This is a genomic window from Luteimonas sp. 9C, from assembly GCF_902506295.1.
GTDB lineage: Bacteria > Pseudomonadota > Gammaproteobacteria > Xanthomonadales > Xanthomonadaceae > Luteimonas.
In genome coordinates this window covers 1-16,486 of sequence record NZ_LR733313.1, presented here as the reverse complement: position 1 = coordinate 16,486, position 16,486 = coordinate 1, and the positions used below count along the sequence as shown (strand labels likewise).

The 16,486-nt window shown below is 69.9% G+C and carries 12 protein-coding genes and 1 pseudogene; 5 read left to right on the top strand and 8 right to left on the bottom strand.

What is annotated here, in order from left to right; all coding sequences use genetic code 11:
• Positions 1-168: 168 nt before the first annotated feature.
• Positions 169-1,236, bottom strand: a complete 1,068-nt coding sequence (locus CURTO8I2_RS13085; RefSeq protein ID WP_236551152.1) for a D-hexose-6-phosphate mutarotase — start codon at positions 1,234-1,236, stop codon at positions 169-171.
• Positions 1,237-1,349: 113 nt separating this feature from the next.
• Positions 1,350-2,264, bottom strand: a complete 915-nt coding sequence (locus CURTO8I2_RS13080) for a LysR family transcriptional regulator (protein WP_159681709.1) — start codon at positions 2,262-2,264, stop codon at positions 1,350-1,352.
• A gap of 100 nt (positions 2,265-2,364) precedes the next feature.
• Between CURTO8I2_RS13080 and CURTO8I2_RS13075 the strand changes: the two genes are divergently transcribed.
• Together CURTO8I2_RS13075 and CURTO8I2_RS13070 are read left to right on the top strand one after the other, a co-directional pair.
• On the top strand, positions 2,365-3,066 hold the full coding sequence (locus tag CURTO8I2_RS13075; RefSeq protein WP_159681708.1) for a pirin family protein: 702 nt from the start codon (positions 2,365-2,367) through the stop codon (positions 3,064-3,066).
• Positions 3,067-3,311: 245 nt separating this feature from the next.
• Complete coding sequence (locus CURTO8I2_RS13070; protein WP_159681707.1) at positions 3,312-4,673, top strand: glycoside hydrolase family 16 protein; 1,362 nt, start codon at positions 3,312-3,314, stop codon at positions 4,671-4,673.
• 34 nt (positions 4,674-4,707) lie between these two features.
• Here the strand turns inward: CURTO8I2_RS13070 and CURTO8I2_RS13065 are convergent, their stop codons facing one another.
• Positions 4,708-5,667, bottom strand: a complete 960-nt coding sequence (locus tag CURTO8I2_RS13065) for a glutaminase (protein ID WP_159681706.1) — start codon at positions 5,665-5,667, stop codon at positions 4,708-4,710.
• A gap of 74 nt (positions 5,668-5,741) precedes the next feature.
• A complete protein-coding gene (locus CURTO8I2_RS13060; protein WP_159681705.1) occupies positions 5,742-8,861 on the bottom strand; it encodes a discoidin domain-containing protein in 3,120 nt (1,039 codons plus the stop codon).
• Positions 8,862-9,095: 234 nt separating this feature from the next.
• Between CURTO8I2_RS13060 and CURTO8I2_RS13055 the strand changes: the two genes are divergently transcribed.
• The gene (locus tag CURTO8I2_RS13055; protein WP_159681704.1) at positions 9,096-10,058 is read left to right on the top strand and encodes a glutathione S-transferase family protein; all 963 of its coding nucleotides are present in this window, start codon (positions 9,096-9,098) and stop codon (positions 10,056-10,058) included.
• 19 nt (positions 10,059-10,077) lie between these two features.
• Here the strand turns inward: CURTO8I2_RS13055 and CURTO8I2_RS13050 are convergent, their stop codons facing one another.
• The 4 genes from CURTO8I2_RS13050 to CURTO8I2_RS13035 all read right to left on the bottom strand — a co-directional run bounded on the left by CURTO8I2_RS13050 (position 10,078) and on the right by CURTO8I2_RS13035 (position 15,353).
• The gene (locus tag CURTO8I2_RS13050; protein WP_159681703.1) at positions 10,078-10,473 is read right to left on the bottom strand and encodes a VOC family protein; all 396 of its coding nucleotides are present in this window, start codon (positions 10,471-10,473) and stop codon (positions 10,078-10,080) included.
• A gap of 2 nt (positions 10,474-10,475) precedes the next feature.
• Complete coding sequence (locus tag CURTO8I2_RS13045) at positions 10,476-11,378, bottom strand: dienelactone hydrolase family protein (protein WP_159681702.1); 903 nt, start codon at positions 11,376-11,378, stop codon at positions 10,476-10,478.
• A gap of 136 nt (positions 11,379-11,514) precedes the next feature.
• A complete protein-coding gene (locus CURTO8I2_RS13040) occupies positions 11,515-12,435 on the bottom strand; it encodes a DUF2817 domain-containing protein (RefSeq protein WP_159681701.1) in 921 nt (306 codons plus the stop codon).
• Between the two features lie 62 nt (positions 12,436-12,497).
• Entirely contained in the window at positions 12,498-15,353 is a 2,856-nt protein-coding gene (locus CURTO8I2_RS13035; RefSeq protein WP_236551151.1) for an EAL domain-containing protein, read from the bottom strand.
• Positions 15,354-15,529: 176 nt separating this feature from the next.
• On the opposite strand from CURTO8I2_RS13035, the gene CURTO8I2_RS13030 reads away from it, so the two are divergent.
• Positions 15,530-16,096: an RNA polymerase sigma factor gene (locus CURTO8I2_RS13030; protein ID WP_159681700.1), complete on the top strand. Its 567-nt coding sequence runs from the start codon at positions 15,530-15,532 to the stop codon at positions 16,094-16,096.
• Positions 16,093-16,486 (top strand): annotated as a pseudogene (locus tag CURTO8I2_RS13025) (hypothetical protein); the annotation flags it as partial. The gene CURTO8I2_RS13030 and the pseudogene CURTO8I2_RS13025, both read left to right, overlap by 4 nt.

The window sequence follows — 16,486 nt, the reverse complement described above, 5'->3', positions numbered from 1 at the left end:
AATTCGTTTCGGGTCCGGGCTCGCGGTTGCACACGAAACCGGTCACCCAGCATACCGGCCCGGGCGTGCACGCCGCCCTGACCCGGGACCCAACGAATGGCACTCGCGGTGGCGGCTTTTGCTAGCGAAAGCCAGCGAGCGCAGGTGCCAGGACGCGCTTGCGAAGACTCAGTCGCGCGGGAGAACCCGCACGCGCTGTGTCAGGCGGTGCGTCTTTCCGGGCGCCAGACGCACGATATCCGGCCCGGCATTCGCCGCCTCCAGGCACAGGAAGTCGCGCCAGGCGCCATCATTCATGTCGCTGCCGCGCTCCGCGGAGGCCTCGCCCGGATTCCAGACGACCAGCGTGTGGCTGCCCGACGTCGTCAGCTCAATGCGCCGGTCGAGTCCCGGGTCGTCGAGCCGGTAGCGCCCGCCTGCGTCGGTATAGATGTAGTCGCTGCGGCCGGGATCGCGGTCGTCGTCCAGGACCCAGTCACCGGTCTGCGCGTGCGCGGCGTACGCGTCGTTCTTGTCGAGGAAACGCAGCCCGTCGAGGCCTTCGACCTGGACATCGGCGACATCCGACACGCGGAAATAGCTGTGCAGCGCCTGGGTGAACGCGACGGGTACATCCCCGGTGTTGGTGGTCTCGAGCGTCTGTTCGAGCGTCCTGCCGATGCGCAGGTGCATGAGGAGCGCCAGCCCGAGGTCGGCATGGCGGGGCGGTGCGAGGGTCAACGCCACGCTGCCGTCGGCATCGCGCGCGGCATCGACCAGATGCCAGCGCAAGGTCCGCACGAAACCGTGCGATGGCACGTCGTCGTTCTGGCCCTGGCGCCCGAAGAACGGCCACACCACCGGCACGCCCCCGCGGATCGCGGCCGGCGCATCGGCAAGCCGCGGCGACAGCCAGAACACGTCCTCGCCGCCCGTCGGCACATAGGACAGCAGATGACCGCCATGCAGCGCGATCGCGGCGCGCGCGTCCCCGGTGTCGACCAGCACCGCCGGGTAGCCGGCGAACCGCCCGATCCGCACGCCCTCCACATCGGGCGCCGCCTGCGGCGGCATGGAGGATGCGGCGGCGGCGACGTCGTCCAGGTAGCGCAACGGCGTCGGGAAACGGGTTTCGATCGGGTGCGGGGCGTCGGTCATGGCATCGGGATGGAGGTGCGGGGTCGCGGGGCCGCCTGCAATGCAGCCGGTGAGTGCGGCCAGCAGACAGCACACGGACAGGCGTCGGACACGGTGCATGCGGGAACTCTCGGGGAACGGCCGCAGGGTAACGCAGGTGCTGCGCGCCGGATCCGGACGCCGCGCAGCGCCAGCCGTGGACGGTGGACTGCAGGTCCGCGCGTCGACCTGCGTCACTCGGCCGATGCCCATGGCGCCTGCGCAAGCTTGCGCGCCAGATGATCGACCAGCGCCTGGACGCGCGCGGGTCGTCCGCGACCCGGTGGCATGACCACGTGCACCGCGATTTCCGGCGGCTGCCAGCCGGGCAATGCCACCTCGAGCGCGCCGCGGCGCAACTCGCGCCAGACCAGGAATTCCGGCTGCAGCGCGAGACCGGCACCGGCCAGCAATGCCGGGGTCAGGGCTTCGGCATTGTTCGCGCGCAACACCGACGGCACGCCCACCGAATAATCGCCGTGCCGCGCGTGGTGGAAGCGCCAGGCGGCGCCCGACCGGGCATACGCATAGGTCAGGCCGCGATGCGCGGCGAGATCGCGCGGATGCTTCGGCCGCCCGGCACGTTCGAAGTACGCCGGCGCGCCGACCAGCAGGATGCGCACGCCGCACAGCCGCCGTGCGACGAGACTGGAATCGTCGAGCGTGCCGATGCGCAATGCGAGATCGAAACCACCGCCGACGATGTCGACGGTCTCGTCACTGAGCGCCAGCTCCAGCGTCACGTCCGGAAACTTCGCCATGAAGGCCGGCAGCAGCGGCGCCACATGGGCCACGCCGAACGACATCGGCGCGGCCATGCGCACGTGGCCACGTGGACTGATCGCCTGCGCGGTGACCGCGGCCTCGACCGCTTCGCCCTCGGCGAGCAGACGGCTGGCGCGCTCGACCGCCGCTTCGCCGGCCGCGGTCAGCGTCATCCGGCGCGACGTACGATGCAGCAGCGGCGTGCCGATGCGCTTCTCGAGCCGTGCGATGGCTTTCGACACCGTCGGCTGGGTGATGCCCAGCACCTCGGCGGCCGCGGCGAACGAGCCGAGTTCCGCGACACGCGCGAAGATCGCCCAGGCTTCGAGATCGGGGAGCTGCATGACACCCTAAATGGAATGGATGATGTTCCATTCTTTCCGTTCCCCGCATGCGGCGCAAGGCGTAACGTGGCGCCATTCCCGACACGCACTGGAGATCAACATGATCGAACGCCGCCCCTTCGACACCCTCGGCGCCGCCAACCACGGCTGGCTCGATGCGCACCACCACTTCTCGTTCGCCAGCTACCACGAGCCGGCGCGCATGGGCTGGGGCGCGCTGCGGGTCTGGAACGACGACCTGATCGCGCCGCGCACCGGCTTTCCGCCGCACCCGCATTCCGACATGGAGATCATCACCTACGTGCGCGAAGGGGCGATCAGCCACAAGGACAACCTCGGCAATGCCGGTCGCACCGGCGCCGGCGATGTGCAGGTCATGAGCGCGGGCACCGGTATCCAGCACGCCGAATACAACATGGAAGGCGAGCAGACCCGCATCTTCCAGATCTGGATCATTCCCGATGCACGCGGCGGCGCGCCGGCCTGGGGCACCAAGCCGTTTCCGAAGGACGCGCGCAGTGGTGATTTCATCGCGCTGGCCAGCGGCTTCGACGGCGACGACGATGCCCTGCCGATCCGCGCCGCCGCGCGCGTGCTCGGTGCGACGCTCAAGGCCGGTGATACGGCCGAGTACGCGTTCGCCGATGGACGTCTGGGGTATCTGGTGCCGGCGTCGGGCGCGGTCGAGATCAACGGCACGCGCATCGAAGCGCGCGATGGCGCGGCCATCCGCGACGAGGCGGTGATCCGCGTCACGGCGCTCGAAGACGCGGAGCTGGTGCTGGTCGATACCGCGCCATAACCGCGTTCATCCAGACGCGTCTCGCCACACGCGTTGCGCGTCGTCATCGCACGCCGGTGCTGCATGCGCAGCATCGGCGTTGTTGTATGCGCGCGATTTCACAGGGTGTGAATGCAATTCCGTGACTTCGTGCCCCGAACGGCACATCGGTGCGGCGAGGTTTTGACAGCGTTGTCAATCAACGGCAGCGTCGGGGCCGGTCCAGCGCAGGGGGTGGGCCACAACCCATCACGCAAGGAGCCCACATGGATCGCACGTCCCGCATCGCCCTTCCGATTGCCGCCTGCGCCGGCCTCGCCGCACTCGCCCTGTCCGCTGCCGTGCAGGCGCAGACGCCGGTCTGGGAGGAGAACTTCAACGGCGCCTCGATCGACGGCAACACCTGGACCTACGACGTCGGCACCGGCTGCCAGATCGGCATCTGCGGCTGGGGTAATAGCGAGCTGCAGTACTACACCAGCCGTCCCGAGAACGCGCGCGTCGAGAACGGCAATCTCGTCATCGAAGCGCGCCGCGAGAATTTCGAGGGCAGTCCCTTCACCTCGGCCCGTCTGAAGACCGAAGGCCGTGTGCACTTCAAGTACGGCACGCTGGAAGCGCGCATTAGGACGCCGCAAGCGGGCAACGGCCTCTGGCCGGCGTACTGGATGCTCGGCGCGATCGGCGTGTGGCCCGACCGGGGCGAGATCGACATCATGGAGATCGGCCACGTCGACGGCATCGCGGCCGGCATGGCGAACCGCCGGGTCGGCGGCGCGGTGCACTGGAACTACGGCGGTGGCCATGCCAGTCACGGCGATTTCGCGGATTTCCCGACGAATCTGCATGACGATTACCGCACCTACCGCATGACCTGGGATCCGCAATTCATCCGCGTCACCGTCGATGGCCTGCAGTACTTCGAGATGGCGATCTCCGACATCGAGGGTGCCTCGCTGCACGAGTTCCACCAGCCGCATTTTCTGTTGCTCAATCTCGCGGTGGGCGGCACCTACACGGGTATCACGGATCCGAACGCCATCACCGCACCCCTGCCCGGCCGGATGCTGGTCGACTGGATCCGCCTGTACCAGGACCATCCCGACAGCGAGCTGCAAATCGGCGGCGACAGTGCCGTGCCGGCGGGACGCTTCGGCGTCTACTCCGAACAAGGCGGCCTGGCGGGTGCACTGGATTTCGGCAGCGATGCGGATCTGTTCGTCTGGAACAATCTCGCGCCGATCAATGCCGCACCGTTCGAGGGCAACGAGGCGATGGCCTTCCGCGCAGGCGCGGGGCAATGGTTCGGCCTGGGCATCCTGACCGACTACCGCAACATGAGTGCCTACGCCGGCGGCGCGCTGAAGTTCCACATGCGCACGACGACGTCGTCGACGTTCAAGATCGGCATCAACACCTCCTTCGGTGACAGCTGGGTCGACTTCGCCGCCGGTGGACCGGACTACGGACTGGTCCGCGACGGGCAATGGCACCAGGTGACGGTGCCCTTCAGCGCGTTCTACGAGCTCGATCTGCATGCGGTGAAGCAGATGTTCATGGTGGTCGCGGATCCGCCGGCGCAGGACGTCGAACTGGTCGTCGACAACGTCTACTACGAGAGTCCGTGAACCCGGGACCGGGCGCGGTGCGCCGCGTCCGGTCTCAGAACACCGACAGTCCCGTCAGACGGGTGAACCGGTGCAGCGCGTAACCGCCGAGCAGGGAGTTGCCCTTGTCGTCGAGCGCAGGCGACCAGACGCACAGGTTCAACACATGCGGCACCACCGCGACGATGCCACCGCCCACGCCGCTCTTGGCCGGCAGGCCCACGTGGAACGCGAACTCCCCGGCGGCGTCGTAGGTGCCGCAGGTCATCATCACCGCATTGGTGCGCCGGGCACGCTCGATGCTCGTCACCTGCTCGCCCGACGAGGGGCACCTGCCGCGGTCGGCCAGGAACTGCAGACTGCGCGCCAGGTCGATGCAGTTCATCTTCAGCGCGCACTGGAAGTAATAGAAATCCAGCACCGCCTGCACGTCGTTCTGGATGTTGCCGAAGCTGCGGATGAAGTTGGCCAGCGCCACGTTGCGGTAGCCGCTCTTGCGTTCCGATTCCCAGATCTCGTCGTCGCGTCCGAGGTCCGGGTTGCCCGAGCGTTCGCGCATGAACGTCAGCAGCGCGGCTTCCGGGTCGTCGTAGTGCGACAGGATCACGTCGGCGACGACGATCGCGCCGGCGTTGATGAAAGGGTTGCGCGGAATGCCGCTCTCGTGTTCGAGCTGGATCAGCGAGTTGAACGGATCGCCCGACGGCTCGCGACCGACGCGCTTCCACAGGTCGTCACCGGCCTTGTCCAGCGCCAGCGTCAGCGTGTGCACCTTGGAGATGCTCTGGATCGAGAACGGCGCGTGCGCCTCGCCGACGGTATGGACCTCGCCGTCGAGCGTGACGACCGCCATGCCGAAGGTATCGGGGGACACCGACGCCAGCGCGGGAATGTAGTCGGCGACCTTGCCCTTCTGGTGCCCGAAGCGCTCGCGGACCTCGGTGTGGATCGTCCGCAGGATGTCGGGGATGTCGTGGCGTCCGAGGTCGTACGGATTCTGCGGCGGGCTGCGCATGGCGACTCGGCTGGGAAGGAGGCCATGCAGCATGGCGATGGGGGCGTGACCATGCGGTCACAGCACCGCCCGCGTCAGTCCGGCGACCAGGTCGCCTCGAGCCGACGGAACGATGCGGGCAGGCGGATGCCCTGCGCATCGAACGTGCGCACATCCACGCCATCGACGGTGACCCGTTGCGGTCGCGTGCGTTGCGGCCACGCGACCCGCACCGCACTGCCCGCGCGCAGCCCGTCGCCGAGTGCGATCTCAAGTCGCTCCGCATCGCCTTGCGCCCGGAGGGTCAGAGGCCCGTAGGCAGTGGGCAACGCGTCGAGGCGCAGTCCCTCGCCGGCCAGCCAGTCCAGCGGCGTGCCGGGCAGCAGTTGCAGCACCGCGTCGTCCTCGCGCATCAGCATGCCGAACATCGCGCGCGCGTATTCCGCGCCAATCCAGGTGTGCGGCATGTCGCCCAGATAGCGCGGGAACCGCAGCCGCGAATGCACGACCTCGCCCCAGACGTGCCAGGGGCGCGGGCGCCGGTCCTCGAACATGCGCGAGAGCATCTCCCAGGCCGCCTCCGGCTGGTCCAGATGCACGAAGGTCAGCACGTTGCGCAGTTCGTAGGGCGAGTACGCGTACAGCGCATCCGGGCCGGCATTGCGCCGGAAGTCGGCGAGGTAGCGATCGAACGTCGTGCGCAGCGCATCGGCCGGCAGCAGGTCCTGCTGACCGGTGGGATCGAGGGCGATCGACACGCTGGTGGGGTCGTTGCCGCCAATGTCGGCGGCCGCCGGCACGGTGTCCTGGCCGCTCCAGGCCATGGTCGCGCGGATCGAGGCGGCGACATCGGTGCGCAGCGCGTCGTACTGGCTGCGGGCCCAGGCCGCGGTCTCCGCATCGCCGAGTTGGTCGGCCAGCCAGGCGCCGTCATGCCAGCCCTTGAGCGCCCAGTAGTCGTCCCAGTAGCTGTGCGTGGGGCTGGAATAGCCTTCGTGGCTGATCGACGGCGCGATGATGCCGCGGAAGCGCGCCGGCGCCGGCGCGTCGGCCATGTAGCCCGGCACCAGCGTGCGCTCGCGCAGGGTCTGCAGGAAGCGCATCGCCGACGTCACCTGGGGCAGGTAGTGGCGCACGGTCTCCGGGCCACCGTCGAGCCGCGCGACATCGGCCACCAGCGCGATGTACTGGCCTTGGGCGTCGAACTCGATGTCGGAGCCGAAGCCGGTGAACAGCGTGCCGTCGTCGTTGATGATCGGCGAGACCAGACCCGAGTCGCGCACGGCGTGGTCGGTGTACCAGCGCAGGAAATCGCGGGCCACGTCGGCCTGCCCCATGCGCAGCAGCACGGCGGCCGTGGCGGCACCGTCGCGGATGAAGGAGCGGTCGTAGTTGCGCGGCCCCGGCTGCATCGCCTGACCGGTGCGGTTGATCAGCATGTACGCCGCCTGCGTGCGCAGCGCATCGAGCAGGTCGGCGTCGGGCAACGCGATGTGCACGTTGCCGAAACGCGCGCGCCAGTCGTCGGCCACGCGCGCGGCCAGCGCGTCGAAGCTCGCATCGGGCGTCGCCGCGACCTGCAGGGATGCCGGCACCAGCGCCGGCGCTTCGGGCAGCGGGCCGTCGTTGCGGTCCGTGCGCGCGACGCCGAGCGGAAACGCGACGACGACCGACTCGCTCGCACCTGGCGCGAGTCGCATGCGATAGCCGAGCAGCGACGCGGCCAGCCCGGCATCGTCGTGAGCGGACACGGCATCGGGCGCCGTGCCGGCCGCGGCATGCGGCGTGAGTTCGGTGGCGCCGTCTTCGCCGAGCGGTGCCGCGCCCTGGTGCGTCGGCGGGGTCAGCGACGTCAGCAGCGTGCGGTCGTTGACGCGGACCGCGGTGCCCAGTGGATCGCGCGCGATCGCGACATCGGAGATCGGCGACAGCCCGCCGTTCTGCCACGGGGGATTCATCTGCATCGGTCGCACCAGCAGCGACAGCGTGCCGTCGATCGCGGTCGCGCCGCGATTGGTCACGCGATGACGCAGCAACGTGACCGGCTGGCCGTCGAGCGTGGTGGTGAAGGTCTCGCTGCGCACCGCGATATCGGGCGTCGCGGTCCACTCGACGGCCGGCATCGGCATCCAGCGTTCGCGCAGCGTATGCACCGGCGTTCCGCCGGCAGCGCTGGCCGCGCCGCGCGCATCGCGCCAGATCGCCTGGACCAGCGGCGCGCCCTTCCAGGCCTCCAGATTGCCCCACTCGTCGAAGATCGATTTCTGCAGGCCACCGTGCACGCCGACGACCGTCCAGTAGGTCTGCTGCATGCGCAGCGACGGCGGGAACAGGGCGGCCGTTCCGCGCGCAGCGGCGGCCTGGTAGGCGCGCATCGGCGTCATCACTTCGCCCGGCCCGAGCAGGCGCAGCCGCGCGACGGCCGGCGGCGCACCGTCGCCGGCAGAGACGCGAACGCGCAAGTCGCGCGCATCCAGCGCCACCGGGCTGGCGAGCGTGGACATGCCGCCGTCACCCGGGAACGGATCGCGCGCCACGACCTGCCACGCACCGGCGGCGTCGCGTGCCTCCAGCATCGCGCCACTGCGCGTGCCGGCCCATTCGACGCGCACGCCGGCCGTGGGCTGTGGCGCGGCGAACGACAGCGTGACGCTGCCGGCATCGCCGTCCATCGCGACCGGCACCGGCGCGCCGTCCTTGCGCCAGACACTCGCAGTGTCGGGATCGTCCAGCCCCGTGATCCGCGCGGCCTCGGCGACCGGCAGCGGTTCGAACTCGAAGATCGAGACGCCCCAGTCGGAGGTTTTCGGTAGCGCCGCCAGCCGCAGCCAGCGTGCACGCACCGGCGCGAAGAACAGGGTTTCGACCCCGCCCAGCGAATCCGGCTGCAGGTGCACGTCGCGCCACTCGCCCTCACGCTCGGCGGCCTGCACCACGAATCCTTCGGGGTTGGCGAGATCCCAGCGGATCCGCACGCCACCGATCTCGCTCGCACGGCCCAGATCCACCTGGAACCAGTGCCCGGCGCTGAACGCGCCGCCGGTCTTGGTCGCGAAATCACCGTCGACCAGATGTTCAATGGCCTCGGCCTGGACCTGCGTCGACGAACTCGTCGCCGTCCACGCCGCGCGCGGCGGCAGGCCGTCCTGCGCATGCGCCGACGCGCCGCCCAATGCACACACAACCCCGCACAGCCACCGCACCCGGTTTCGCATCGTCTCTCCGCGCTGTCTTCGCACGCCCTCCCCAGGGTCGCGACGCCGGCAGGTGAACCGTCGCGTGGCGCAGCGTAACCGTTTTCATCGGCGCGGCGGTGGGCCTCTTGCTGCCGGTCCGGCGGCAAGCCGCGCGCCGGGATGCGGAGAGGGGGACGTCGTCTTGATGCCCGATCGGCGAGGCTCGTCTTTCATCGCGCGTCGCGCTGCAACCGCACACAGGACAACCACCGCATGGGCATGCTGATCGAAGGCCGCTGGGAACCCGATGACGACAAGCTCGTCGGCGAAGACGGCGCGTTGCAACGTCCCGAGTCTGCATTCCGCAACTGGATCACCCCGGACGGCGCGCCCGGCCCCACCGGGGAAGGCGGATTTGAGGCCGAACCCGGCCGCTATCACCTCTACGTGGCGCGCGCCTGCCCCTGGGCCCATCGCGCGACGCTGTTCCGCGAACTCAAGGGCCTGCAGGCGATGATCGGCCTGTCGGTCACCCACTGGCTGATGGCGGACGCGGGCTGGACGTTCGCACCCGGCCCCGGCGTCGTGCCCGATCCGCTGCACGGCGCCGAGACGGTCTGGCAGCTCTACGTGCGCGCCGATCCGCACTACACCGGGCGGGTGACGGTGCCGGTGCTGTGGGACAAACAGCGCGAAACCATCGTCAGCAACGAATCGGCCGACATCATCCGCATGTTCAACAGCGCGTTCGACGGCGTCGGCGCGATACCCGGCGACTACGCGCCCGATGCGCTGCTCGGCGAGATCGACGCACTCAACGCGCGCATCTACGACGGGCTCAACAATGGCGTGTACAAGGCCGGGTTCGCGACGAGCCAGTCCGCCTACGACGCGGCGGTGCGCGGTGCGTTCGAGACCCTCGACTGGCTGGAATCACACCTGTCCGGACGGACCTGGCTGTGCGGCGACGTGCAGACTGAAGCCGACTGGCGGCTGTTCACCACCCTGCTCCGCTTCGACGCGGTCTACCACGGGCATTTCAAGTGCAACCTGCGGCAGCTCCGGGACTATCCCGTGCTGCTGGCCTATACCCGGCGGCTGTACGCCGAGCCCGCGGTCGCGCCGACGGTGGACTTCGATCACATCCGCCGCCACTACTACCAGAGTCATCGGCAGATCAATCCGACCGGCATCGTGCCCGCCGGCCCGGAACCGGTGTTTCCGGCAGCCTCCTGAGCCGCGCGCGCCTGCGAGCTCAGGCGACCGTGGGCGCTTCGTAGAGTTCCAGCGGCAAGCCGTCGGGATCGGCGAAGAACACGAAGCGTCGTCCGGTGTAAGGGTCGACGCGCGCGGGTTCCAGCGCGACGCCCTGCGCGGTCAATCGCGCGCAGGCCGCGTCGATGTCGTCGACGGCGAATGCCAGGTGGCGCAGGCCTTGCGCCTCCGGCCAGGACGGGCGCGGCGGCGCGCCTGGGAAGGAGAACAGTTCGATCTGGCTGCCGTCCGGCAGGGCGAGATCGAGTTTCCACGAATGCCGGTCCGCGCGGAAATGCTCGGACAGCACCTGCAGGCCGAGCGTCTCGACGTAGAACGCCTTCGACACCGCGTAGTCGCCGCAGATCACGGCGACGTGGTGGATGCCGCGCAGCATCGTCAGGCCGGAACTTTCAGCGTGCGTGCGAACAGCGCCAGCATCTTCGACCAGGCTTCCCTGGCGGCCGCCTCGTCATAGCGCGGCGTGGTGTCGTTGTTGAAGCCGTGCTCGGTGTCGGCGGGCTGGTACAGCGTGAACGTCTTGCCGGCCGCCTGCAGCGCAGCTTCGTAGTCGGGCCACTGCGCGTTGACGCGCGCATCGTTGGATGCCAGCACCACCAGCAGTTCGGCGGCGATCTCCGGTACGTCCTCCAGCGGCGCGGCCGGCCCATAGAACGGCACCGCTGCGCGCAACGTCGGCAGCCGGGTCGCCAGCCAGTTGGCCATGCCGCCGCCGTAGCAGAAGCCGACGACGCCGAGATGCCCGTTGCCGCCTTCGACGGCCTGCAGCCAGTCCGCTGCCGCCACGAAATCCTGCCGCGCCTTGTCCTGGTCGAGCGTCGCGAACAGGGCGCGCGCCGCGTCCTCCTCGCCCGGGTAGCCGCCCTTCGGGAACAGCGCATCCGGCGCGAACGCGATGTAGCCCTCGAGCGCGATGCGGCGCGTGACATCCTCGATGTGCGGATTGAGTCCGCGGTTCTCGTGGACCACCAGCACCACGGGCAGCGGACCGTCCGCTTTGGCCGGTTGCGCGAGATAGCCGCGGCCGCGGCCATTGCCCCTAGGCGCGTCGAATTCGAGGTGGCGCGTCTGCAGGCGCGCGTCGTCCGGTGCGATCTGCTGCGCCCGCGCGAACTGCGGGCTCAGTGCGGCGAGCAGGCCTGCCGCGCCTGCGGCGCCGGCGATGCGGCCCGCGCGGCTGAGGAATCCGCGGCGGTCGATCGCCCCGTGCACGTAGTCGTCGAACAGGGCGAGCACATCGGGATCGAAGTCGCGTGCGGTCTGTCTGGGCGGTGTGGCCATGGCGTGCTCCAGCGGCGGGTCGGACCCCGATGGTAAGCGCGACACCGGGCGGGCGGTACGTCGCGCGCCGATGGCGCCTGTCCGCGAGACCGGCACGATGGCGCGTCGGCACAATTCCGCATGCCGGGTGCGGCCTTCAGCGATGCGCCAGCGCGTACTCGAGTGCCGACACGATCGAGGCGACCTGCGCTGCATTGCATTCGGCCGGCGTCGTGCGCGGACTGTCGGGATAGACCTCCGTCGTGGTCACGTACCGCGCGCCGGTGATGCCCGCGCACAGGCCCAGCTCGACGACCGGATACTCGATGACGCCGTGGGCGACGACGGGGGAGCCGATCATCTCGCCGTCGGCATCGGCCGGCGCGATATGCGTCACCCGCTCCACCGCGGCGATCACGGTCTGCTGGAATCCGGGCTGCGGGCGTTCGCTGTCGTCGACCAGGTAGAACCCGTCGGGAATGCCACCCGGCTCGAACGCCACGCCGTCGCGCGCGGCCAGCGCGGGCCGGAACTCGGATTCGTCGGTGTCGGTGGTCTCGTGCAGGTCCACGTGGACCAGCACCTCGCCCCGCAGCGGCGCGAGCAACGCGACCAGCGCCGCGGATTCCCGGGCCGGGCTGCCCGCGCGGAACGACCGGTTCGGATCGATCGCATCGATGTTCCAGCGCTGGACATGCTCGTAGCCCCAGGGACTGACGCAGGGCACGACCAGCAGATTGATCCGCCCGGCGAAGTCCGCAGCGGATTGCTCCAGGAATTCCAGCGCCCCGACCACGCCGCTGGTTTCGTAGCCGTGCACGCCACCGGTGACCACGCCGACCGGCAGGTCCGGTCGCCAGTCGCGGCTGCGGATCGCGAGCAGCGGATAGCAGCGGCCGCCTGCGTCGAGCTGGTCGTAGACGGCGACATCGAAGCGTGTGCGCAACGCGTCCACGCGGGCGACCACGTCATCCGCATGGCTGCGCTGGCGCGTCTGCGCCGTCCGCCACGCCGCCCGTTCGGCGTCGCCCCACGGCTGGCCTGGTGTGCCGATCGGGTAGAAGCGGGTCTGCTGCATGGCGTGCTCCGGTGCTGTGAAAAATCGCGGGCACTCTAGCATCGCGTCACTGCACCGCCCGCTCAGAACGGTGCGGGTCGCCCATAGAGATAGCCCTGCGCGTACTGGCAGCCGAGCTCGTCGAGCATCTCGCGCTGCGCCCGCGTCTCCACGCCTTCGGCGATCGTGTCGATGCCCAGCGTGCCGGCGAGCGCAAGGATCGCGCGGACCAGCGCCAGACTCTCGGCGTGCAGGTCGCTGCCCAGTCCCTGCACGAAGCTCTGGTCGATCTTCAGCGCCTGGATCGGAAAGCGATGCAGGTAGGACAGCGCCGAAAATCCGGTGCCGAAATCGTCCAGCAACGCCATGACGCCGCGCTCGCGCAGCAGACTGAGCATGCGCAGCGCACGGGGCGCGTCGTCGAGCAAGGCGACCTCGGTGATCTCGATGCGCAGGCGCGATGGATCGGCGCCGGCGCCGTCCACCAGGGTCATCAGCCGTTCGACGAAATCGTCGGAGCGGAAGTGGCGCGGCGAGACGTTGATCGACACATAGCCCGGCGCCTCGAGCGTCGCCATCATGCCGATGACCTTGCGGTACATCAGCCAGTCGACCTGTTCGATCAGGCCGCTGTCCTCGCCCACGCCGATGAAATCGGCCGGCGGCAGGATGCCGTGGAGCTCGTGGCGCCAGCGCAGCAGCGCCTCGTGGCCGATGACCGCACCGTCGGACAGGCGCACGATGGGCTGGAAGAACGGCTCGAATGCATCCTGCAGGATCGCCCGGCGCAGATCGGCTTCCAGGTCCAGCAGGCGCGTCGCCTCGGCGCGCATCGCTTCGTCGAAGCGTTCGCTGCGATCGCGGCCGCAGGCCTTGGCGCGATACATCGCCGCGTCCGCGTCGCGCAGCAGGCCGTCGCCATCGGCGCCGGGATGCGACATCGCGATTCCGATGCTGGCCGAGGGATACAGCTCGCGCCCGGCCACCCACATCGGCCGTGCCAGCGTGGCCAGCAGCGCGGCCGCCATCGTGTCGGCGACGCCCGCGTCGTCGACGCCGCCCAGCACCAGCGCGAACTCGTCGCCGCCCAGACGCGCGGCCATGTCCTGCGGCCCGAGCAGCGCGGAGATGCGCTGCGCGATCTCGACCAGCATCGCGTCGCCCGCCGCGTGGCCGACGCTGTCGTTGACCAGCTTGAAGCGGTCGAGATCGAGGAACAGCACGGCGAAGGGTTCCTGCCGGCTTTCCGAGGACGCGAGTGCGGCATTGAGTCGCTCGAGCAGCTGTACGCGATTGGGCAGTCCGGTCAGCGGATCGTGTCGCGCCTGGTGCACCAGGCGTTGCTGTGCACGTACGCGCTCGCCGATCTGCGCACGCAACTCCCGGTTCGCCTCCTCCAGTTCGCGGGTGCGCGCGTCGACCCGGAACTCGAGTTCGGTGTGGGCCGCCTTGAGCGCTTCCTGCGCGCGTTTGCGTTCCAGCGCGCTGTCGATGTGATGCGCGACAAAGGTCAGCAGCGCCTGGTCGCTGTGCGTGAACGCGATCTCCGGATCGTAGCTCTGCACCGCGATCGCACCCACCGGGCGCCCGTCGCGGCTCAGCGGCACGCCCAGCCAGCACTGCGCGTGGGTGCCGCGGCTCTGCAGCTCACCACTGGCCTCGAGCAGCGCAATGCCCTCGCGCCGTGCGAGCAAGGGCTCGCCGCTGTCGATCACGTACTCGGTCAGGCCGTTGGCGCGGTCGCGCGGACGACGCGCGGCGTCGCGCTCGTCGACCGAATACGGAAACTCCAGCCGCTCGCCGTCCTGGCTCAGCATCGCGATGTAGAAGTTCCGCGCGTAGAGCAGCTCGCCCACGATCGCGTGCAGATCGCCGTAGAAGCGCTCCACGCTGCCGGCGGCGACCGACAGTTCGCTGATCCGGTACAGCGCCCGCTGCAGCCGTTCGGCGCGTCCGCGCTCGGCGATCTGCGCCTGCAGGCCGAAGTTCGCCTCCTGCAGTTCCAGCGTGCGCGAATCCACGCGGCGTTCGAGCTCCGCGTGCGCCTGCTTGCGGTCGAGCGCGGTGAGGATGTGCTGGGCGACGAACTCCAGCAGCGCCCGGTCGTCCTGGCTGTAGCGGTCGGGCCGGTCGTAGCTCTGGACGACGATCGCGCCGCAGACCCGGCCGTCGCGGCGCAGCGGGACGCCCAGCCAGTCCGCGCTGTCGGGGCCGTGCAGCAGGTTGCCGTCGTCGACGCCGTGGACCTGTCGCAATTGCGCCGACGGGCCGAGCATCGGCTGGCCCGCGCGCAGCAGCGCGATGGTCAGGCTGTTGGGCATGTCGTTGACGTGCAGTTCCCGCGTGGGATCGGCGGTCCAGGGATCCAGCGCATCGACGAAATACAGGAACCGCAAGGTCTCGCTGAGATCGTCGTAGAGCACGATGTAGAAGTTCTCGGCCGTCATCAGCGTGCCCACGACGGCGTGGATCCGGGCCAGCATGTCGCCCATCTCGAGCGCGGAGCCGGCGAGATCGGCGATCTCGTACAAGGCCTGCTGCAGCCGTTCGGAGCGCTGCAGCGTGGTCACGATGTGCTCGGTGACCAGCGTGTCCAGCCCGTTGAGCATGGCGTGCGCGGCGAGCTGCGCCCAGGCATCGCGCGAGGCCTCGTCGGCGCCGGCGTCGACCGCGACGACGACGCGCGTGTCCCCGCGCGCGGCGCGCTGCATGCGGATATCCGCCGAGGCCGTGTCCGCGGCATCGAGTGCTGCCGTGGCCGACCCGCGCATCGCAGCGCCGGCGTGCGCGGCGTGCGCGGCGGCGCGACCGGTCAGCGGGCAATGCCAGGCGATCGCCGCCGCCAGTCCGTCCGGCGCGGTCCGCAGGATCTCCCGCGCACGCGTGGCCGCGTCGACGGGCGGTGGGCGTTGGAGTTCGGCGGGCAGGCGATCGGGCACGGCGGCGTTGGCGGAGGCTGGCTGACGCGAGCATAACCAAATCGTCACAGCGCTCCCGGTTTCGACCCCGCTGCGTCCCGCGGCACGTTCGTCCGTCCATGCACGCGACCCCCGCACCTACGCTTCCCTGTCGACCGGTCTTCCCGGTCCCGTCGGCAGCACGTAACCTGCGGGCCATGCCCGACATCGACAGCCAGCCGGCGCCGCCCGGTGACGATGCCCTGATGCAGGCATGGGTCGCGGGAGACGTTGCCGCGTTCGAGACGCTCTACCGGCGTCACCGCGACAAGCTCTACCGGTTCCTGGTGCGCCAGCTGCGCAACGGCGCGCTGGCCGACGAGATGTTCCAGGACATCTGGCAGCGCGTGATCGCCGCGCGCGCCGACTGGACACCGGACGCGATGTTCACCACGTGGCTGTACCGCATCGCCCACAATCGCCTGGCCGACCACTGGCGCGCCGCGCAGCACCGGCCGCCGCCGCCCGAGGATGCGGCGCAGCGCACCGCGCGTATTGTCGATCCCGATTCACCCGAGCGGCAGCTGTCGCAGTTCGAACAACGGCGCCAACTGCAGCTCGCACTGGCCGCGTTACCGGACGAGCAGCGCGAGGTGGTGCTGCTGCGGCTGGAACAGGAACTGACGCTGGAGGAGATCGGCGCGATCACCGGCGTCGGCCGCGAAACCGTGAAATCGCGACTGCGCTACGCGATGGACAAACTGCGCACCTTGCTCAACCCATGAACCGAACCGACCGCGAACCGCTGACGCCCCAAGAACGCCTGCTGGCCGACCGCCTGGCAGGTGACGGCACGGCCAGGTCGCCGTCGGCCGCGCTGGACGCGGCGGTCCTCGGCGCGGCCCGCAAGGCCGCAGGCGCGTCCCGATCGACCACCGACGCGGGCATGCGTCGCCGTGCGCCACGCGCGCGCCGGCGCTGGCCCATGGCGGCCGGCATCGCGGCATCGCTGGCCCTGGCGGTCGGCATTGCGTGGCAGCTGCGCCCGGTGCCCGAGACCGGGATGCGTCCCGCATCCGAGATGCCTGCCGACGCGCCGGCGGCGGCCGCGGAAGCCGCGCCCGCGCGCCCGGCGCCGTCGGATGCCCGCCGCGGTCGCGCGATGGCGCCCGCCC